This window comes from Pseudarthrobacter sp. (assembly GCF_036675385.1).
Taxonomy (GTDB): domain Bacteria; phylum Actinomycetota; class Actinomycetes; order Actinomycetales; family Micrococcaceae; genus Arthrobacter.
On record NZ_JAKFFD010000194.1, the window covers coordinates 1 to 21001 of the forward strand.

General features: G+C 62.6%; 18 protein-coding genes and 2 tRNA genes. 12 read left to right on the forward strand and 8 right to left on the reverse strand.

Annotation, left to right across the window (positions count from 1 at the left end):
* Positions 1–1482: 1482 nt before the first annotated feature.
* From V6M49_RS16465 to rpmH, 8 genes are all read right to left on the reverse strand, one after another.
* Positions 1483–2790, reverse strand: coding sequence for a ParB/RepB/Spo0J family partition protein (locus tag V6M49_RS16465; protein WP_332762088.1), 1308 nt, complete (start codon positions 2788–2790; stop codon positions 1483–1485).
* Positions 2791–2856: 66 nt separating this feature from the next.
* Positions 2857–3930 (reverse strand): ParA family protein, encoded by a 1074-nt coding sequence (locus V6M49_RS16470; protein WP_308470654.1) that lies wholly within the window; start codon positions 3928–3930, stop codon positions 2857–2859.
* Between the two features lie 86 nt (positions 3931–4016).
* Positions 4017–4667, reverse strand: coding sequence for a 16S rRNA (guanine(527)-N(7))-methyltransferase RsmG (rsmG, locus tag V6M49_RS16475; protein WP_332762093.1), 651 nt, complete (start codon positions 4665–4667; stop codon positions 4017–4019).
* A gap of 20 nt (positions 4668–4687) precedes the next feature.
* A complete protein-coding gene (locus tag V6M49_RS16480) occupies positions 4688–5254 on the reverse strand; it encodes a Jag family protein (RefSeq protein WP_104060347.1) in 567 nt (188 codons plus the stop codon).
* Entirely contained in the window at positions 5254–6228 is a 975-nt protein-coding gene (yidC, locus tag V6M49_RS16485) for a membrane protein insertase YidC (protein WP_104060346.1), read from the reverse strand. The genes V6M49_RS16480 and yidC overlap by 1 nt, the downstream gene beginning before the upstream one ends.
* 16 nt (positions 6229–6244) lie before the next feature.
* Positions 6245–6640 (reverse strand): membrane protein insertion efficiency factor YidD, encoded by a 396-nt coding sequence (gene yidD, locus V6M49_RS16490; RefSeq protein WP_104060345.1) that lies wholly within the window; start codon positions 6638–6640, stop codon positions 6245–6247.
* Positions 6633–7043: a ribonuclease P protein component gene (gene rnpA / locus V6M49_RS16495; RefSeq protein WP_056342732.1), complete on the reverse strand. Its 411-nt coding sequence runs from the start codon at positions 7041–7043 to the stop codon at positions 6633–6635. Before rnpA ends, yidD begins: the two co-directional genes overlap by 8 nt.
* 41 nt (positions 7044–7084) lie before the next feature.
* Positions 7085–7222 (reverse strand): 50S ribosomal protein L34, encoded by a 138-nt coding sequence (gene rpmH / locus V6M49_RS16500; RefSeq protein ID WP_003800212.1) that lies wholly within the window; start codon positions 7220–7222, stop codon positions 7085–7087.
* A 469-nt stretch (positions 7223–7691) separates the two neighbouring features.
* Here rpmH and dnaA point away from each other — a divergent pair, with 469 nt between their 5' ends.
* From dnaA to V6M49_RS16560, 12 genes are all read left to right on the forward strand, one after another.
* Positions 7692–9113, forward strand: a complete 1422-nt coding sequence (gene dnaA / locus V6M49_RS16505) for a chromosomal replication initiator protein DnaA (protein WP_056342735.1) — start codon at positions 7692–7694, stop codon at positions 9111–9113.
* Positions 9114–9641: 528 nt separating this feature from the next.
* Positions 9642–10766, forward strand: coding sequence for a DNA polymerase III subunit beta (gene dnaN, locus V6M49_RS16510; RefSeq protein WP_141138874.1), 1125 nt, complete (start codon positions 9642–9644; stop codon positions 10764–10766).
* Positions 10767–10887: 121 nt separating this feature from the next.
* Positions 10888–11772 carry a phosphogluconate dehydrogenase (NAD(+)-dependent, decarboxylating) gene (gnd, locus tag V6M49_RS16515; RefSeq protein WP_141138875.1) on the forward strand — a complete coding sequence of 295 codons (885 nt, stop codon included), beginning with the start codon at positions 10888–10890 and terminating at the stop codon, positions 11770–11772.
* A 45-nt stretch (positions 11773–11817) separates the two neighbouring features.
* Positions 11818–13020 carry a DNA replication/repair protein RecF gene (gene recF, locus V6M49_RS16520; protein ID WP_332762101.1) on the forward strand — a complete coding sequence of 401 codons (1203 nt, stop codon included), beginning with the start codon at positions 11818–11820 and terminating at the stop codon, positions 13018–13020.
* Positions 13013–13570, forward strand: a complete 558-nt coding sequence (locus V6M49_RS16525) for a DUF721 domain-containing protein (protein ID WP_056342749.1) — start codon at positions 13013–13015, stop codon at positions 13568–13570. The genes recF and V6M49_RS16525 overlap by 8 nt, the downstream gene beginning before the upstream one ends.
* 374 nt (positions 13571–13944) lie before the next feature.
* Entirely contained in the window at positions 13945–16038 is a 2094-nt protein-coding gene (gyrB, locus tag V6M49_RS16530) for a DNA topoisomerase (ATP-hydrolyzing) subunit B (protein ID WP_332762104.1), read from the forward strand.
* A gap of 59 nt (positions 16039–16097) precedes the next feature.
* A complete protein-coding gene (gyrA, locus tag V6M49_RS16535; RefSeq protein WP_104060340.1) occupies positions 16098–18776 on the forward strand; it encodes a DNA gyrase subunit A in 2679 nt (892 codons plus the stop codon).
* Positions 18773–19444, forward strand: coding sequence for a DUF3566 domain-containing protein (locus V6M49_RS16540; RefSeq protein ID WP_104060339.1), 672 nt, complete (start codon positions 18773–18775; stop codon positions 19442–19444). The genes gyrA and V6M49_RS16540 overlap by 4 nt, the downstream gene beginning before the upstream one ends.
* 99 nt (positions 19445–19543) lie before the next feature.
* Positions 19544–19617 (forward strand) — tRNA-Ile (locus V6M49_RS16545).
* 69 nt (positions 19618–19686) lie between these two features.
* Positions 19687–19803: a DLW-39 family protein gene (locus tag V6M49_RS16550; protein ID WP_210412373.1), complete on the forward strand. Its 117-nt coding sequence runs from the start codon at positions 19687–19689 to the stop codon at positions 19801–19803.
* Between the two features lie 72 nt (positions 19804–19875).
* Positions 19876–19951 (forward strand) — tRNA-Ala (locus V6M49_RS16555).
* Between the two features lie 87 nt (positions 19952–20038).
* Positions 20039–20983, forward strand: a complete 945-nt coding sequence (locus tag V6M49_RS16560) for a DMT family transporter (protein WP_141138880.1) — start codon at positions 20039–20041, stop codon at positions 20981–20983.
* Positions 20984–21001: the final 18 nt, after the last annotated feature.

The window sequence follows — 21001 nt, forward strand, 5'->3', positions numbered from 1 at the left end:
GACTACGAACCCTCCGGACGGCTTACCAAGGTCCCAGAGCCCTGGGCAGGTGCGCTGGGTCCGCAGGATGTAGCCAGCGGCGGGCCGTCACTGCCGGCCGGGGGATTGTGGGCGGAATCTTCCTCGAGGCGAGAAGAGGCCATCGTGGGCTCTAAGCCGTCAACTCCACAGTCCGCGAATTGTCTCTGTTCCCGCGGCGATCGATGTGGGAGGGCGCCTGGGCTGCATGTTTACAACCCGAGTCGCAGCCCACTCGTCGACGCCGAGAGGGCTACGAGGCGACGGGGCGACCGGTTGTCGGGGTCCTGGGGTCCTGGGGTCCTGGGGTCCTGAGGTCCTGGGGTGCCGGGGTGCCGGGGTGCCGGGGTGCCGGGGTGCCGGGGGAGGTGCCGGGCACGGTGCGCTGGACTCGTCACTATGTTTCACGTGAAACCATTTGGAAGACGGCTGGCATAGGCCGAGCCTGCTCAGCAATCTCGACTACCCTCACGAAGCTTGGTGAACTGCTTCTATAGAAGTGTTTCTGCCCCGACTTTGGCTGCGGGCGAAGCCCCTCGGATGCTGCAAAGCCGAATCTACTTCAACAGCCGCAGCCGCAGCTCAGGTGACTCGCTGGCGACATCACTCGCCGAGGGCTTTAGACCCTACCAACTTCATGTTTCTTCTCGATGGCGCCGCCGCCTAGATCGCGATACCTGTTGATGTTTCACGTGAAACAGCCACCGCGAGGCTCCTTCCCATCCGAACCCGGATGTTGCCGAACCCCCGGATGTTGCCGAACCAGATTGAAGGTCGGAAAACTATCTGGCGACGGGTCTCCGGGGAGACGTCCACCCTGGCGCATCCTCTAGTCACCGAGCCAGCCACAGGCTGAGGCCAACAGCTGCACGGGTGCGTACGCTGCGCACCAGCTCTCTGGAAGAGGACGGGGCAAGAGCATTCGAACACGGTGTTTCCGCCGCCCTGCAGGATGACCACCGCACCCGACTGATTGGAAATTGCGCGAACCGACGCATTCTTTACTGCCTCGGAGCAACGGAACCCATTGGATGCCCAGTATCAAGAGTCGCATCGGAATGTCCAGCGATCCGTCGAGTCCTCCACTCCTGCCTGATCTCCGTCTCGAGAGTTCGCAGCCCCGCCATCTGCATCGCCCTCAGGCCCACCTCCAGTGCGTCAGCAAACCCGAAACCCCAGAAGTCCACCACTGCTGCGGGAACACAAGCAGAGACGACAGTCGTTGGAAGAGACCAGTCTTTAGAGGAGTCCAGGCAGCAGACAGTGCAAAACTCGCGTCCCCACAACGGAACTATCCCATCGGGACCAGAGTGGTCCACCATGCGAACCACGGGCTCGATCCCGGGGCGCGTCACAACCACGATGGCCACGCCAGTATCAGCTCCGGAATAAAAGGATGGCGTCGATTCAAACGAAAGAAGGGCCTGTTTCACGTGAAACAGGCCCTTCTTTGAACAGAGAACGCTAGTTTTCAGATCCTGGCGCAAGAACTTCCATGATGCGGTTCAGGTCTTCAACACTGGCGAATTCAATGCTGACACGCCCCTTGCGGACACCCAGGGAAATCTTGACGTTGGTGTCCAAGCGGTCGGACAGCGAGGATGCCAGATAGTCCAGGCGCTCATGGCGGGCTCCCGGACGAGGGATGTTGTTCTTGGCAGGCTTCGCAGGATCCTGGTAGAGAGTGACGGCCTCTTCGGTTGCCCGAACAGACATGCCTTCAGCCACGATCTTCTGGGCGAGGCGTTCCATGGCTGCTGCATCCGGCAGGGCGAGCAGCGCGCGCGCGTGGCCAGCGGAAATAACGCTGGCCGCCACACGACGCTGAACCAGGGGTGGAAGTTTGAGGAGACGCAGCGTGTTCGAAACCTGGGGACGTGAACGGCCAATGCGGTCCGCAAGCTGCTCGTGAGTGGTTCCGAAGTCTTCAAGCAGCTGCTGGTAGGCCGCAGCCTCTTCGAGCGGGTTCAACTGGCTGCGGTGCAGGTTCTCCAGCAGTGCATCCCTGAGGAGGTCATCATCAGTGGTGTCCCGGACAATGGCTGGGATGGTCGCCATCCCAGCCGCCTGTACTGCCCTCCAGCGACGCTCACCCATCACCAGCTCGTACGGTTCTCCACCTTCTTCGGTTGAGGTACGAACCACAATTGGCTGGAGGACGCCGATTTCGCGCACGGAGTGGATTAGCTCCGCCATGTCATCGTCATCGAAGACTGAGCGGGGCTGTTTGCGGTTCGGATGGATGTCGGTGACCGGAATCTCGGCAAACCGCACGCCGGGGACTTCCACGAGGTCAACACCGTTATCCGGCGTACTGCTCTGGGACTCAGGCACCTCGGACACAGACTCGCCAGTCGCGCCTTCAACTGGCGTGGGCGAACCATCCACCGTTGATGTAGTTGCACCGCCCTTTGCAGGGGCTTTCGCAGGAGCCTTGGCGGGAGCATTTGCGGCCGGCAGCTTCTCTGCTGCCTTGGCCGACGGATTCGCGGGGGAGGCCGTTCTCGGCGCGGCTGCCTTCTTGGTTACCGATGCGTCGTTGGCCTGGGTCGGCGCGATCGACTCGGAAACAACCGACTCCGAAGATGCAGCATCCGAAGCTGCCCCACCATTCCCTGAAGCGTCGTCAGGGGACCCGACTTTCTTACGGCCTTCAGGGAAGAAGAGATCCACAGGCCGCGACGCAGCGCCGCCGTTGCCCGACGCACTACCGGCGGAACTTGGAATGAGTGCGCCAAGACCGCGGCCTAGGCCACGTCGCTTTTCGCTCATGGATAAATCCCTCCGATGGAAGAGTCAGATCTTGCCGGACTCCGGTTGTTGCAGTTCTTGAAGATTCTAGCGTTCAGCGATTTCGGCTGCAGCTTCCAGGTAAGACAGGGCTCCACTGGAGGAAGGATCGTACGTCATGACGGTTTGCTGGTAGCTCGGAGCTTCTGAAATCCGCACGGAGCGGGGGACTACAGCACCAAGGACCTGCTCGGGGAAGTGGAGGCGAACTTCCGCTGCCACCTGGGCTGCAAGGTTGGTCCGTCCGTCATACATCGTGAGGAGAATAGTGGAGACCACCAGATCCGCATTCAGGTGCTTCTGGATCATCTCAATGTTCTTGAGGAGCTGACTGAGGCCTTCCAGTGCGTAGTACTCACACTGGATGGGGATAAGGACCTCACCGGCAGCACAGAAGGCATTAACCGTAAGCAACCCGAGGCTGGGCGGGCAGTCAATGAAGATGTAGTCGAGGCGTTCTTCGCCGTTCTTTGCCCGGGTCTTGGCATAGACATCGATCGCCCGGCGGAGCCGCTGTTCACGGGCCACAAGCGAAACAAGCTCAATCTCCGCTCCGGCCAGGTGAATGGTGGCAGGAGCACAAATCAGGTTGCTGATGTCCGGGCACGGTGCTACGACGTCAGCAAGAGGGAAATCGTTGATGAGGACGTCGTAGATGCTGTCCACATCGGCATGGTGCTCGACGCCGAGGGCGGTGGAGGCGTTGCCCTGGGGATCGATGTCAATGACCAGGACGTTCAGGCCGGCTGCAGCCAGGGCAGCAGCGATATTCACGGTGGTGGTGGTCTTGCCCACGCCGCCTTTTTGGTTGGACACGGTGAAGATACGTGTCTTCTCCGGCTTGGGAAGTTTCCGGCCAACCAGCCGTTCGCGGCGCCTGGTCTCGTGCGCGAGTTCCCGGGCGATAGGACTGGAATCGTCCATGGTGTCCATGACGTTGATCCGGCCACTCGTTGTTGTTTCACGTGAAACAGAGGCAAGAATTGCCATTTCTGCAACCGGATTAGGGTGACTTTCCCCTCGTCCGGGCGCGGAACCCATGCCCATGCCAGCAACTGATCGTGCTGACCCCAAAGACACGAACGGGGGTATCCGTTGTGTGGAGGCTTCGCTACTGGTCACTGGGACACACTCACTCTCGTTCGGCTTTTGCTGCCGTTGTCTAGCCTAACCGCTTCGCCCTGCAGACCAAGGCTACCGGGCCAGGACTAGGAGATCTTTCGGGACTTGTTAACGACGATCCGTACCACCGTGGTGGGTTCCTCCAGGAGGTTTTCACCGACAGTCACTACAGAGGTCTGGACGCCACCGAGTTTCCGGATGACCTTCGCTGCTTTTTCGATTTCCTCGCCTGCGCTGCGTCCCTTAATGGCCACAACCTCGCCCTTGCCGGCGAGCAAGGGGATGGTCAGGCCGGCGAGGTTGCCCAGAGCGGAAACAGCCCGGGCAGTCACAACATCAGCGTCCACCATGCCAACCGCAAGCTCCGCCCGGGTCCGCATCACCGTGACATTTGTCAGGCCGAGATCGTCCACCACTTCCTGGAGCCAAATCACCCGGCGTTCCAGCGGCTCGATCAGTGTCAGCTGGAGGTCCGGACGCGCGATGGCGAGGCAAAGTCCGGGAAGTCCGGCTCCGCTTCCGACGTCAGCAACATGGCTGCCGTGCGCGATCTCGCTTTCGATAACGGCACAGTTAAGGACGTGCCGGCTCCACAACCGTGGGATCTCACGCGGCCCGATCAGCCCGCGTTCGGTTCCCGACGTGGCCAGGTGCTCCACGTAGCGTTTGGCCAGGTCCAGGCGGTCACCGAAAATCTTCTCGGCCGCCAGCAATTCTGCTGCCGTGATGTCAACCATGATTAGCGGTTCAGCATTCTCTAGTCTGCGGATACTACGATGTGGCGCCCGGCGCCTTCGCCCTCGGACTCGCTGACGAGTCCCAGGTCAGCGACGGCGTCATGAACGATTTTGCGTTCGTACGCACTCATCGGCTCCAGTGCCACGGCTTTGCCGGACTCCTTGACCGAAGCTGCTGCATCCTCCGCAATCTTCTGGAGGTGGCCGGCGCGCTGCTCACGGTAGCCGTTGATGTCCAGCACCAGGCGAGAGCGGTTCTCCGTCGCGGAGAGGACAGCGAGCCGGGTCAGTTCCTGAAGGGCTTCCAGGACTTCGCCGTCTTCGCCGACGAGGCTGTCGAGGCTATCGGTTTCTTCCTCGGCAACGATGGAAATGTAAGTGCGGCCGTTCCGGACTTCGATGTCGATGTCACCGTCGATGTCCGCGATATCCAGGAGCTCCTCGAGGTAATCGGCAGCAACGTCACCTTCCTCTTCGAGGCGGCTGGCAGCGGATCCCTTGGGGGAAGCATCGGCGTCAGTCGCTGATTCGTCCTGATCGTCAATGATCTCGTCGGAAAGGGCGTGTTCGGTGCTCTCGGCTGACATTACTTCTTCTTCCTGTTCTTACGCTGGGGCTGGACGCGCTGTCCCTTTTGCTCGATGATCGCAGCTGCGGCAGCTGCCTCCGCTTCGGCGTCGGCCTTCTTCCCGCCCAGAATGGGCAGGACCGGCAGGCCCTTGGCAGCCCGGCGCTCGGCGAGTGCCTTGGCGGCGGGGGATCCCGGCGTCGGCATGCGGCGGATGACGAAGAACTGCTGCGCCATGGTCCAGAGGTTGGTGGTGGTCCAGTAGATGAGGACACCGATGGGGAAGTTGATGCCACCCACACCGAACACGACGGGCAGGATGTAGAGCATCATCTTTTGCTGCCGCATGAACGGGCTGGCCATGGCCTCTTCAGACATGTTCTTGGCCATGATCTGCTTCTGCGTGATGAACTGCGACGCTGTCATGGCCAGGATCATCACGATCGACAGGATCCACACGGCGGTCTGGTTGCCGGCGCCGCCATGCAACAGGGAAGCGGAAAGCGTAGCCCCGAAGATGCTGGAATCGTCGAACTGCACCACTTGCTCGTGGCTCATGGCACCGATGCCGGCGCCCTTGGTTCGGGCCGCTGTGATGCCGGACAGAACCTGGAAGAGCGCGAAGAAGAACGGCATCTGGATCAGCATGGGCAAGCAGGCAGAGAACGGGTTGGTGCCGTGCTTCTTGTACATGGCCATCTGTTCCTGCGCCATTGCCTGGCGGGACAGCTGGTCGGTCTTGCCTTTGTACTTGTCCTGGAGTTTCTTCAGGTCCGGCTGCAGCAGCTGCATGCCACGCTGCGCCTTGATCTGTTTGACGAATACGGGGATCAGGGCGGCACGGATCACCAGCACCAGCCCGATGATGGACAGCGTCCACGTCCAGCCCGAAGCCTCAGGCAGCCCGATGCTGCTCAGGCCCTCGTGGAAGCCCACCATGATGATGGAAACCAGCCACTTGAACGGAAACATGATTGTTTCAAAGAAGTCCATACGATATCCCTATTCGTCAGGCCGCAAGGCGGCCTTCTCCATCAGTCTGAGCAGCCAGGTACTTGTCCGGGTTGTTCAGCACAACAATTGTGGGGGTCCGGTGATCGGGCCAGTGGCGGTGGCCGGCGGGGACATGGTCCACACCGCCGGCATTCCACGGATGGCAGCGCACAAGGCGACGGGCCGCAAGCCAGCTGCCCTTCACCGCCCCGTGGACAGTGATCGCCTCAAGGGCGTACGCCGAGCAGGAAGGAAAGAAACGGCAGACCTGGCCATACAAGGGAGAAATCACCTTGCGGTAGGCCATCAGCAGCAGAATAAGAATGTTTCTGGGCAGGTTCCAGAGGAAGGTGCCCACGGCGGCAGCAACAGGATGAAGGTAGTGGACGACGGCGGCAGTTACCTTACGCACGCTGTGTCCCTTCCTGTGTTGTACCGGTTGAACCGTTTACAGCAGCCCGCGGAAGGCGGCTGCCCAACCGGCTCATGGTTGATTCCAGTGCGGCGTTGTAGTCCGCCAGCAGTTGATCCCAGCTGGCGGCAGCGGACGCAGGCAGCGCCCGGACCACTATGGCGAACCCGGTACCGTACTCGCGCAGCGAGGCAGCACCGGCTTCTCTCAGTCTCCTCTTAACGAGGTTCCTGACCACAGCGTTCCCGACACCTTTGGAAACGATGAACCCGATCCGGCTGGGTTCGTCGGCAGCAATAGCTGCCGCATATAACACTACGTTCCGGCGTCCATTGCGGACACCGGAACGTACAGTTGTTGAAAAATCGGTTGCAGTCCTCAAACGGTTACGGGTGGCCAGCACCTTAAACTCGCAAAGAAAAGTTAAACCGACGAGTCAGTTATCTAGGCCGACAGTTCGGTGCGGCCCTTGCCACGACGGGCTGCCAGGATGGCACGGCCGGCACGGGTACGCATACGAAGGCGGAAGCCGTGCTTCTTGGCTCGACGGCGGTTATTCGGCTGAAAAGTCCGCTTGCTCACGTTAGTTACTCCAGTGGATCAAAGGTGCGCCCACCCGATCAGTAAAAGGGGAAGAACTGGCCGACGCTAAGTTTTGTATATGCACGCTTCCCCCGGCTGCTCCAACGCGGTGCGTCAGAGAGATTCAGAAGGGGCCAAAAAGCGTACACAAAGGACTTCACAACGTTAGGGCAAAATGCCTGCCAGAGTCAAACCGGGGTACCCCTGCGTCCCTGTCCCCGGCTGTGGTTAACCTGGCCCCACAGCCTGTGGATGAAGTGGCTCACAAGGCCTGTTTTCGAACCACAACGGTGTAATTATCCACAAGCTACTTCCCAGCTATCTTCTGGCCTTTTGTTCCCCTAGAGTGGCTCAGTAGCCGATTATCCACGGACTGTGCATAACCCTGTGGATGAAGCTGAACCAGCATCCTGGTTCGGGACTTGGGGCTGCACGTAATGCAGGCACGCAAGTTTTGAGGAACTGATTGATGACAGTAGACGAAGCCAACCACGCCAATACTGTCGGAAGTTCCTGGCGTCGGGTTGTGAGCCTGCTCGAGCAGGACGACCGCGTATCTCCACGGCAGCGGGGCTTTGTCATCCTGGCCCAGGCCCAGGGCCTGATCGGATCCACCCTCCTGGTGGCCGTTCCCAACGAACTGACCCGTGAAGTCCTTCAGACCCAGGTCAAGGACGCCCTGGATGACGCCCTGCATAACGTTTTCTCCGAGGACATCCGCTGCGCGATCGACGTGGACACCGATCTGGTGCCGCTCCACACGGAGCCGGAACCCGTCGTCGAACCTTCCTACTCGCCGGACCAGCTGATCGAGCAGAAGCCGCAGCCGATGCTGCCGAGCACTTCCCACGAGTTCGGCCGGCTGAACCCCAAGTACGTCTTCGATACCTTTGTGATCGGTTCGTCCAACCGCTTTGCCCATGCAGCTGCCGTGGCCGTGGCCGAAGCGCCCGCCAAGGCCTACAACCCGTTGTTCATCTACGGTGATTCCGGGCTGGGCAAGACCCACCTCCTGCACGCGATCGGCCACTATGCCCGCCGCCTGTACAGCGGAATCCGGGTCCGGTACGTGAACTCCGAAGAGTTCACCAACGACTTCATCAACTCCATCCGCGATGACGAGGGCGCCAGCTTCAAGACCACGTACCGCAACGTGGACGTGCTGCTGATCGATGACATCCAGTTCCTGGCCGGCAAGGACCGGACGCTGGAGGAGTTCTTCCACACGTTCAACTCCCTGCACAACAACAACAAGCAGGTGGTCATCACCTCGGATCTGCCGCCCAAGCAGCTGGCAGGTTTCGAGGACCGGATGAAGTCCCGCTTCGAGTGGGGCCTCCTCACCGACATCCAGCCGCCCGAGCTCGAGACCCGCATCGCCATCCTGCGGAAGAAGGCCCTCAGCGAAGGCCTCTCCGCCCCGGACGATGCCCTGGAATACATCGCTTCCAAGATCTCCAGTAACATCCGCGAACTCGAAGGCGCACTGATCCGGGTGACGGCATTTGCCAGCCTGAACCGGCAGCCGGTCGATGTTGCGTTGGCTGAGATGGTTCTGAAGGACCTCATCACGGATGACGGCGCCCAGGAAATCACGTCGAGCCAGATCCTGATCCAGACGGCGGAGTATTTCAAGCTCACGATGGAGGAACTCTGCAGCAAGTCCCGGACCCGCACGCTGGTGACCGCCCGGCAGATCGCCATGTACCTCTGCCGCGAGCTCACGGATATGTCCCTGCCGAAGATTGGCCAGGAACTCGGCGGCCGCGACCACACCACGGTGATCCACGCGGACCGCAAAATCCGTGAGCTGATGGCTGAGCGTCGTGTGATCTACAACCAGGTCACCGAACTCACCAACAGGATCAAGCAGCAGCAGCGCAACTCCTGAGCTGTCGCCTCTATACCTTATTAACAGGTGCGTGTGGATAACCCTGTGGATACTTAAGGGGACAACCGAGCTTAATGGGCTTAAAACCCCTAAGCCGCCTGTGGATCAGCGAAAACCCAAAAATTGTTATCCCCATCCACAGCCTGTTTAAAACCTGCGTCACCCACAATCCATGAACAGGGCTTAACCGCTGGATCCTGCGGCCGGATCGAGTTATCCACAGTATCCACAGCAGTTATTAACACTACTAATCCCAAGAAATTGATTTCCCTCAAATAACAATCTCGATCCGCACCCCGAACCGGCCCAGGCCCAAGGGCCTCCGGACCCCAGGCGTCCTGACCGGGGATGGGTTAATCAGCCGTCTTCCGGCTAAGCTGTCAGCAGCGCTCCCATCCTCGGGTTTCTTTGTGGTTCAGCACTCGATGAACCATGCAGGTTCCGTTGTTGGGGCGCCACTACTTTTGGGCTCCCTTTGGGAGTTTCCGGTTCAGACAAGGCAGCAGCAATGAAAGGCGGCACCCTTCCGTGAAGTTCAGAGTCGAACGGGACGTCCTGGCAGAAGCCGTCACCTGGACAGCCCGGTCGTTGTCTCCGCGGCCGCCGGTTCCAGTACTGTCGGGCCTGCTGCTGAAGGCTGAGGCCGGTACGGTCAGCCTCTCAAGCTTTGACTACGAGACCTCCGCACGGCTGGACATCCCCGCGGACATCACCACTGAGGGAACCATCCTCGTTTCCGGACGCCTCCTCGCAGACATTTGCCGCAGCCTTCCTTCCGCTCCGGTGGTCGTGGAGACCGATGGCAACAAGGTGACGCTGACCTGCCGCCGCAGCAGCTTCCATCTGGCCACCATGCCCGAGGCCGAATACCCGCCGCTGCCTGCGTTACCCGCCATCAGCGGCACCGTCCCGGGTGACGCGTTCGCCCAGGCTGTGTCCCAGGTGATCATTGCGGCCAGTAAGGATGACACACTCCCCATCCTGACCGGCGTCCGGATGGAGATCGAGGACGACCTCATCACGCTTCTGGCCACCGACCGCTACCGTCTGGCGATGCGCGAAGTGCCGTGGAAGCCCACCACACCGGGAATTTCCACCAGTGCCCTGGTGAAGGCAAAAACCCTCAACGAAGTGGCTAAGACCCTTGGCAACAGCGGCGACATCAACCTCGCCCTTGCTGACGATGACAGCCGCCTCATCGGTTTCGAAAGCGGCGGCCGCACCACCACGTCGCTGCTCGTGGATGGTGATTACCCCAAGATCCGCTCGCTGTTCCCGGATTCCACCCCCATCCACGCAACTGTCCAGACGCAGGAACTTGTGGAAGCCGTCCGCCGTGTGTCGCTGGTGGCCGAACGCAACACCCCGGTACGCCTCGCCTTCACCGAAGGACTGCTGCACCTGGACGCCGGCACCGGCGAAGATGCCCAGGCCTCCGAAGAACTCGAAGCCCAGCTCTCCGGTGACGACATCACCGTCGCCTTCAACCCGCACTACCTGGTGGAGGGCCTGAGCGTCATCGAAACGAAGTACGTCAGGTTCTCCTTCACCACGGCGCCGAAGCCCGCGATGATCACGGCCCAGGCAGACGCCGACGGCGAGGACCAGGACGACTACCGTTACCTGGTCATGCCCGTCCGCCTTCCCAACTAGTCCCCACCGCCACCCTCGCCTCGCAAGCTCGGCCAGGGAACCCTGGCGGCGTGGGCCCAGACAGTTGTTGTCGTTCTGGGCCCCAAAACGACAGCCAACCCCGCGCAGAAAAGAGACCCACGTGCATATTGGACTGATCGGCCTTGGCAAGATGGGTTTCAACATGCGCGAACGCCTGCGCAAGGGCGGCATTGAGGTCACCGGCTTTGACCGCAACCCCGAGGTCACCGATGTTGCCTCCGTGGATGAGCTCATTGCGGCCGTTCCGGCCCCGCGGCTGATCTGGGTCATGGTCCCGTCAGGCGACATCACCGATGCCGTCGTCACCGAACTCGGGGACAAGCTCGACGCCGGCGACCTGGTGATCGACGGCGGCAACTCCCGCTTCACCGAGGACCAGAAACATGGTGCCGCGCTGGCCGAGAAGGGGATCCGTTTCGCCGACTGCGGCGTTTCCGGCGGAGTGTGGGGCCTCCAGAACGGGTACGGGCTCATGGCTGGCGGCGATGCTGCCGATATTGAGCGGGCACTGCCGGTTTTTGATGTGCTCCGTCCCGAAGGCGAGCGGGCGGACAGCTTTGTCCACGTCGGCGGAATCGGTGCCGGACACTACGCCAAGATGGTCCACAACGGCATCGAGTACGGCCTGATGCAGGCGTACGCCGAAGGCTACGAACTGCTGGCTGCCAAGGACATTGTCGACGACCTGCCCGGTACGTTCCGCGCCTGGCAAAAGGGCACCGTCGTCCGGTCCTGGCTGCTGGACCTCATGGTCAAGGCGCTGGACGAGGACCCGGGACTCGAATCCATCGATGACTACGTCGAAGACTCGGGCGAAGGCCGCTGGACCGTTGAGGAAGCCATTGCCAACGCTGTCCCGGCACCGGCCATCACGGCTGCACTCTTCGCGCGCTTCTCTTCCCGCGAGGAAAACTCGCCCGCCATGAAGATGGTTTCCGCGCTGCGCCACCAGTTCGGCGGGCATGCCACCCGTCCCGCCAAGTAACATCCACCCCGGGACCCGCGGGTTCCGAGAATTGTCGAACACCGCGTGTACCTAGAACACCTTTCGCTCACTGACTTCCGCAGCTACGCCCAGGTCGACCTTCCCCTCGAACCGGGGGTCACTGTGCTCGTCGGGGCAAACGGCATTGGCAAAACCAACCTCATGGAGGCCATCGGGTACCTGGCCACCCTCAGCTCGCACCGGGTCAGTTCCGACGCTCCGCTGCTCCGGTTCGGCACGGACCGCGCGCTGGTCCGGGCGCGCCTGGTCCGCGGCGGCCAGACCACGGTCCTGGAACTTGAGATCAATGCCAGCCGCGCCAACAGGGGGCGAATCAACCGTAGCAATCCCGTCCGTGCCAGGGATCTCCTGGGGATCTGCCAGACAGTGCTTTTCGCCCCTGAGGACCTGGCGCTCGTCAAGGGAGATCCGTCCAACCGCCGCCGGTTCCTGGACGAGCTGCTGGTCAGCCTCATGCCCCGGCATTCGGCGACGCGCACGGACTATGACCGTGTCCTGAAGCAGCGCAACGCCCTGCTCAAATCCGCCCGGGCTGGAAAATTCACTGCCGGGCACGAGGCCACCCTCGATGTTTGGGACCAGCACATGGCCCGGGCGGGCGCTGAGCTGCTGCACGCGCGGCTGGAACTGGTGGAACTGTTGAGCCCGCACCTGGCCAAGGCGTATGCCCAGCTCACGGATGGGTCCAAGGAAGCCAACGCCGTCTACCGGTCCACCCTCCAAAACCTGATGGACGACGACGGCGGCGCGGCAGCTGGTGCCGGTGGCGCTTCGTTGACGGATGGGTCCGCCGCTGCCGAAGATCTGCGGGACCTCACCGTTGAGGACCTCACCGGCCGCTATGTCCAGGCCTTTGCAGCCTCTCGCCGCAAGGAACTTGAACGCGGAATCTCCTTGGTGGGGCCGCACCGGGATGAGCTCGAACTGATCCTCGGCGAAGCGCCCGCCAAGGGGTACGCCTCGCACGGCGAAACCTGGTCGATGTGCCTCTCCCTCCGGCTCGCCTCGTATTACGTCATGCTCGATGACGCGAGGACCGGCGGGTCTGCACCGATCCTCATCCTCGACGACGTTTTCGCCGAGCTGGATGTGGGGCGCCGGCGTAAACTGGCGGCAATAGTCTCCGGCGCGGAACAGGTCCTGGTGACCGCCGCCGTCGACGCCGATATCCCGGAGGAACTCTCCGGCCGGCGGGTGAAGGTCATCCCGGGAGGAATCGATGAATAAGGATGAAAAGGGCGGGCTGCAGCCCGGCCGGGATCCTGACAACATCGACGCGCCGCAGGCTGCGCTGAACCGCATGCGTGAGGCCGCGGCCGCACGCGGCGAAATCCGCCGGAAGGCACCCCCCAAGGCCGGCGCCGCCAAGACAAAGGGTGGGATCCGGGATACCCGAGGTTTCAGCCAGTTCCATTCCACCGGCCGTGATCCGCTGGGGCTTGGCAAAGTGGTGGGACGCCTCGTGGCCGAACGCGGCTGGAGCTCGCCGGTAGCGGTGGGATCGGTCATGGCAGAGTGGGCCACGCTGGTTGGCCCGGAGATCTCAGCGCACTGCACCCCGGAGAGCTTCACCGATACCACCCTTCACGTGCGCTGCGACTCGACGGCCTGGTCCACGCAGCTGCGGCTGCTGAGCAACAGCCTGCTGGAGAAATTCCGCACGGAACTGGGCGATGGCGTGGTCACCAGCATCCAGGTGCTCGGCCCGTCAGCACCCAGCTGGCGCAAGGGCGGACGCACCGTCAACGGCCGCGGGCCGCGCGATACCTACGGTTAGCCGCCGCCGTCGACTCTTGAATATTCGTCCGGCGGCGTGTAGGGCGGGCTAACGCCCTTGGGGCGTATAGGAACCCGGAGACGGGACCTCGAGGGCGCCCTAGGCGGGGTCAACGGCCTCGCATCGGCACATCAAGGTCCCGCGACGCCCGCCGGAATGCGGGTTTGCAGCCCATTTCACGATAGAATCACAGCAGATAACTGGGCGCCGGTGAAACGTTGACTGAGTCCGTTTTCCGCACGCTCTCCGCAGGCGGACTTCGGTCCTGCACGTCGACGTATCCGTCAGCGCCATCAGCTTGTGCCTGTTGGCGGATGCTTTCCCCTGGAAGGCCGCCGCCGGCCATCATCGAAAAAGAGGAGTCGACAGCACCTGTGGCTAACGACAATACAGATACCCAGGCAGTGGAACGCGCAACGGAGGACGTCCCTACCCCCGATACGCCGCCGGCGGCGGCCGTGACACCCCGGGAATACGGCGCAAGCGACATCACCGTACTTGAGGGCCTCGAAGCCGTCCGGAAACGCCCGGGCATGTATATCGGCTCCACCGGGCCGCGCGGCCTGCACCACCTGGTCTATGAAGTGGTGGACAACTCTGTTGACGAGGCACTGGCCGGGTACTGCACGCACATCGAAATAGTCCTGCAGGCCGACGGCGGCGTCAAAGTTGTAGATGATGGCCGCGGCATCCCCGTGGACATGCATCCCACCGAGCACAAACCCACCGTGGAAGTGGTTATGACCATCCTGCACGCCGGCGGCAAGTTCGGCGGCGGCGGTTACGCAGTCTCGGGCGGCCTCCATGGCGTGGGTATCTCCGTGGTGAACGCGCTCTCCAGCAGGGTGGACACTGAAGTCCGGCGGCAGGGCAACGTCTGGCGGATGTCCTTCGCCGACGGCGGCAAGCCCCAGGGCGGGCTGGTTAAGGGCGAAGAAAGCGCCACCACCGGCACCACCCAGACCTTCTACCCGGACGCGGGAATCTTCGAATCCACGGAATTTGATTTCGAGACGCTCCGCGCCCGCTTCCAGCAGATGGCCTTCCTGAACAAGGGCCTGCGGATCACGCTCACGGACGAGCGCACAGCAGCATCGAACGCGGACGCCAATGAGGACCTCAACCTTGACGTCGTGGTCACAGAAGGCGAAGTCACCGCTGAGCACCGCACCGTGGTGTACCAGTACGACGACGGCCTGCTGGACTATGTGAAGCACCTGAACTCGGGCAAAAAGGTTGATGTTGTCCACGAGGACGTCATTTCCTTCGAAACCGAGGACACGGAACGGCACATCGCGCTGGAAATGGCGATGCAGTGGACCAACGCGTATTCCGAGAGCGTCCACACCTACGCCAACACCATCAACACCCACGAGGGCGGCACCCACGAAGAGGGTTTCCGCGCCGCGATGACCTCCCTCATCAACCGCTACGCGCGTGAGAAGAGCATCATCAAGGAAAAGGACGACAACCTCACCGGTGACGATATCCGTGAAGGCCTCACGGCGGTCATCTCGGTGAAGCTGGCCGAACCGCAGTTCGAGGGCCAGACCAAAACCAAGCTCGGCAACTCCGAGGTCAAGGGCTTCGTCCAGCGCGTGGTCACCGACGGCCTGGGCGACTGGCTGGAACGCAACCCCGGCCCCGCCCGGGATGTCATCCGTAAGGCCATTTCCGCGGCCCAGGCCCGGATGGCCGCCCGGAAGGCCCGTGACAATGCGCGCCGCAAGAGCCCGCTGGAATCCTTCGGGATGCCCGGCAAGCTGTCCGACTGTTCCTCGAAGGATCCCGCCCGCTGCGAGGTGTACATCGTGGAGGGCGACTCCGCCGGCGGTTCCGCCAAACGCGGCCGCAACCCTGAAACCCAGGCCATCCTGCCGCTGCGCGGCAAGATCCTGAACGTGGAGCGGGCCCGGCTGGACAAGGCCCTGGGCAACACCGAGGTCCAGTCCATGATCACCGCGTTCGGCACCGGCATCGGCGAGGACTTCGACCTCAGCAAGCTCCGGTACCACAAGATCGTGCTGATGGCCGATGCCGACGTTGACGGCCAGCACATCACCACGCTGCTCATGACGCTGCTGTTCCGCTACATGCGCCCGCTGATCGAAAACGGCTATGTGTACCTGGCGCAGCCCCCGCTGTACCGGATCAAGTGGTCCAACGCGCCGCACGACTACGTCTTCAGCGACAAGCAGCGCGATGCCAAGCTCCTGTCCGGGCAGGCCGCCGGCCGCCGTATCCCGAAGGACAACGGCATCCAGCGCTACAAGGGCCTGGGCGAGATGGACTATACCGAGCTGTGGGACACCACCATGGACCCGGACCACCGGACCCTCCTGCAGGTCACCATGGACGATGCCCTGGCAGCGGACCAGACCTTCTCCACACTGATGGGCGAAGACGTGGAGTCCCGCCGAAACTTCATCCAGCAGAACGCCAAGGACGTCAGGTTCCTGGATATCTGACCGGTTCACCGAGTAGATATTCCAAGTCCGACATATACCTGAAACGGAAAATATAAACGATGAGTGACGAGACACCCGAGAACCCGGCGGAATCCGCCGATCTTCCGGAAACCGTGCTTGAAGGCGACGTGCTGGTTGACCGCGTGGAGCAGGTGGACCTGCAGACGGAAATGCAGCGCTCGTACCTGGACTACGCCATGGCCGTTATTGTGGGCCGTGCCCTTCCCGACGTGCGCGATGGCCTCAAGCCCGTGCACCGCCGCGTGCTGTACGCGATGTTCGACGGCGGTTACCGGCCGGAACGGTCCTTCAACAAGTGCGCCCGTGTGGTGGGCGAGGTCATGGGCCAGTACCACCCCCACGGCGACACCGCGATCTACGATGCGCTGGTCCGCCTGATCCAGGACTGGACCATGCGGTACCCGCTGGCCCTGGGCCAGGGCAACTTCGGTTCGCCGGGCAATGACGGTGCCGCCGCCCCGCGGTACACCGAAACGAAAATGTCCCAGCTGGCCATGGAGATGGTCCGGGACATCGACGAGGAAACCGTCGACTTCCAGGACAACTACGACGGCAAGAACCAGGAACCCACCATCCTGCCGGCCCGTTTCCCCAACCTGCTGGTCAACGGCTCCTCCGGCATTGCCGTGGGCATGGCCACCAACATTCCGCCGCACAACCTCCGCGAAGTGGCTGACGGCGTCCAGTGGTACCTGGCAAATCCGACGGCCAGCCGCGAGGAACTGCTCGAAGAGCTGCTGCTCCGTATTAAGGGACCCGATTTCCCCACCGGCGCGACCATTCTCGGCCACAGGGGCATTGAGGACGCGTACCGGACGGGCCGCGGCTCCGTGACCATGCGCGCCGTGGTCAACGTCGAGGAACTCCAGGGCCGTACGTGCCTGGTTGTCACCGAACTGCCCTACCAGGCCAACCCGGACAACCTGGCCATCAAGATCGCCGAACTGGTCAAGGACGGGAAGATCTCCGGCATTGCGGACCTCCGCGACGAGACCTCCGGCCGCACCGGCCAGCGGCTGGTCATTGTGCTCAAGCGCGACGCCGTGGCCAAGGTGGTGCTGAACAACCTGTACAAGCACACCGACCTGCAGAGCAACTTCTCCGCCAACATGCTGGCCATCGTGGACGGGGTGCCGCGCACGCTGAGCCTGGACGCCTTCATCCGCCATTGGGTAACGCACCAGCTGGACGTCATTGCGCGACGTACCCGCTACCGCCTGCGCAAAGCCGAGGAAGAGGCGCACATCCTGCGTGCCCTCCTGAAGGCATTGGACGCGCTGGACGAAGTCATTGCGCTCATCCGTGCGTCCAACACCACCGAAGCCGCGCGCGACGGACTGATGCAGCTGCTGGACATCGACGAACTGCAGGCCCGGGCCATCCTGGACATGCAGCTGCGCCGCCTGGCAGCCCTGGAACGCCAGAAGATCCAGGACCGCCATTCCGAACTTGAGGCCCTGATCGCCGAGTACAACTCGATCCTTGCCTCCGAGGAACGCCAGCGCGAAATCATCAGCACCGAGCTGGGCGAGATCGTGGCCAAGCACGGCGATGACCGCCGCACCAAGATCCTGATGGGCTTCGACGGCGACATGTCCATGGAGGACCTGATCCCCGAAGAGGAAATGGTTGTCACCATTACCCGCGGCGGTTACGTCAAGCGCACGCGAAGCGACAACTACCGGTCTCAGCAGCGCGGCGGCAAGGGCATCAAGGGCGCCCAGCTCCGCGGCGACGATGTGGTGGAGCACTTCTTCGTGACCACCACCCACCACTGGCTGCTCTTCTTCACCAACCTCGGCCGGGTCTACCGGGCGAAGGCGTACGAACTGGTGGAGGCCGGCCGTGATGCCAAGGGCCAGCACGTCGCCAACCTGATGGCCTTCCAGCCGGACGAGCACATCGCCCAGGTCCTGGACATCAGGGACTACCAGCAGGCCCCTTACCTGGTGCTGGCCACCAAGCGCGGCCTGGTCAAGAAGACCCGTCTGGAGGACTACGACACCAACCGCTCCGCCGGCGTCATCGCAATCAACCTGCGCGACGAGGACGAACTCGTATCCGCCCAGCTGGTCTCCGAAACGGATGACCTCATGCTGGTGTCCCGCATGGGCCAGTCCATCCGCTTCACCGCCACGGACGATGCCCTGCGTCCCATGGGTCGGGCCACGTCCGGTGTCACCGGCATGAAGTTCCGCGAGGACGATGAACTGCTGGCGGCCGACGTCGTCACGGACGGTTCGTTCGTCTTTGTGGTCACCGAAGGCGGGTACGCCAAGCGCACCGCGGTGGAGGAATACCGCCTGCAGGGCCGCGGCGGCCTGGGCATCAAGGTGGGCAAGTACCAGGAGGAACGGGGCCACCTTGTGGGCGCCCTGATTGTCCAGGAAGAAGACGAGGTTCTGGTGGTCATGGAAGGCGGCAAGGTTGTCCGTTCATCCGTGGCCGGCGTACCTGCCAAGGGCCGCGACACCATGGGTGTTATCTTCGCGAAGCCGGACAAGAATGACCGCATCATTGAGGTGGCCAGGAACAGCGAACGCGGCCTCGAGGGCGAAGAATCCGTGGACGATGACGTAACGTTGGCTGAAGAGGCCGGGTCCCCCGAGGGATCCGCAGGGTCAGCAACAACGGCAGAAACATCACCGGCTGTTGAGTCAGAGGACGCCTCCGGCGACGCTGAGCCGAACGAAGACTACACCGGAGGTAACGAGTGAGTAATCCCGACTCATATCCCAAGCCGAGCAGCAATGTCCCCGGCGGAACGCCGCCGCCCGCGGCCGCACCCCGGGTGAACGCCCCCGTCCGTCCGCAGCAGCGTCCACCGGCCCCTGCGGGCGCACCGGGGCAGCGGCCGGCCGTTCCCGGCCAGCGCCCTGCGCAGGATCGGGTTCCGGCAGGCCAGACGGGCCAGCGTGCCGGCCAGGGCAGGCAGGCGGCAGCACAGGCCAGCCAGCGCCCAGTGCAGGGCCGGTCTCCGCAGGCCCAGCCCGGCCTGGTCAAGCCTGCACCCAAGGCCAAGGTCAGGCGTGCACGGCTGCTGGTCAGCAAGGTGGATCCCTGGTCCGTCCTGAAGATGGCGTTCCTGCTGTCGGTGGCGCTGGGAATCGTCACCGTCGTGGCCGCAATCGTCCTCTGGACTGTCCTGGACCTCACCGGAATCTTTGACCAGGTGGACAGCCTCCTGGGTACCCTGTCAGGCTCCGAAGGCGGCGGGTTCGAACTGAAGAAGGTCGCATCCCTGGGCCAGGTGGCTTCCTTTGCCACGATTATCGCCGTGGTGAACGTTGTCCTGCTGACGGCGCTGTCCATGCTGTCAGCGGTGCTTTACAACATCTCCGCAACGCTAGTTGGCGGCATCGGCGTCACCCTCACGGACGACTGAAAACCCATAATTTCACCGGAAATTCTCCGGCGAAATGCCTCGATTTGAGATCGGGCCGGGATGTGCTGTAAAGTCATGTCTCGGCCCGATGAGGCATCGGGGCGTATAGCTCAGGCGGTTAGAGCGCTTCGCTGATAACGAAGAGGTCCCAGGTTCAAGTCCTGGTACGCCCACGGAACCTGTGCAGGTTCGAAGGAAGGTTCGGTTTGCTTCACGGCAGGCAGGATCGGAACGGGGAGCATGTGAAGAAGTTGCTGGTACTTGCAGCTGCGATCGCAGGCGTCCTGCTCTACAGGAAAGCACAGGAATCCGAGGCCCGGAAAACAGTCTGGAGCCAGTCGACCGACAAGGTCGAATAGGCCGGATTCCCGGACCGGGAGCCTGCAAAATGCTCCACGGTTCTAGGGTATGATTGACGGGTTGCTTCTTATGGGGGCATGGCGCAATTGGTAGCGCACCTGCTTTGCAAGCAGGGGGTTCGGGGTTCGAGTCCCCGTGCCTCCACCATAAGGAAAGTCCCGGACAGCTGAAAAGCTGTCCGGGACTTTGTCGTTAAGGCGGCACAGTGTTAATCCAGAACAGTAGGGTTGAACGGTGAACTTTCTTATTGCGGCCGTGGGCGTCCTTGGTGTGGCGTCGTCCGGGCCGTTGATCGCCGCGACCCTCGGCGCCACCACCGTCAGTGCCCTCGCCATCGCCTTCTGGCGCAACGCCATCGGGGCCGCCGTCATGGCCACTCCCACCGTGGTCCGCGAACCCCGGCAGTTCGGCCGGATCACCGGCCCTGAGTTCCGCTGGTCGCTGCTCGCCGCCGTCGCCCTGGCCCTGCACTTTGCCTGCTTCATCACGTCCCTCCAGCTGACGTCCGTGGCTGCCGCCACCGCCCTGGTCTGCCTGCAGTCGGCCTGGATCGCGGTCTTCCAGCTCCTCCGTGGCACCAGGCACCGCTGGCAGGTGCTGGCAGGGCTGGGGATCGCCTTTGGTGGTGTTGTCACGATCACCGGGTTCGACATGGGATCCTCGCCGGACGCGCTCCTGGGTGACCTGCTGGCTGTCGCCGGTGGGGCCCTGGCCGGCCTCTACACGCTCGCCGGCGGCAAGGCCCGCCAGACCATGACCACGGGAACCTACACCACGCTCTGCTACGGGATGTGCGCTGCCTTTGTGGCGGTGCTGGCACTCTTCAGCGGCCAGCCGCTGGTGGGGTTCGACGCCGTTGGCTGGGTGGGGATCCTGGCCATCACCGTGTGTGCCCAACTGGTGGGCCACACAGCCTTCAATCACCTGCTGGCCACCATGAGCCCGCTGCTGGTGTCGATGATCATCCTGTTGGAGATCCCCGGCGCAGCCGTGCTGGCCGCGGTCTTCCTGCACGAGACACTGCCCGCAGGCACCTACGGCGGGCTGGGGCTCATCCTCGTGGGCCTCGCCGTCGTGGTTCTGGGACAGCGGTCAGGCTTCAGGAAACGGCGCGAAGGTTCCGCCGTGCGTGGGGATGAACCGCCGTCGGATCGTCTGGCTGAACTAGGAACGGACTGAGGCCGCGCAACAGCCGGA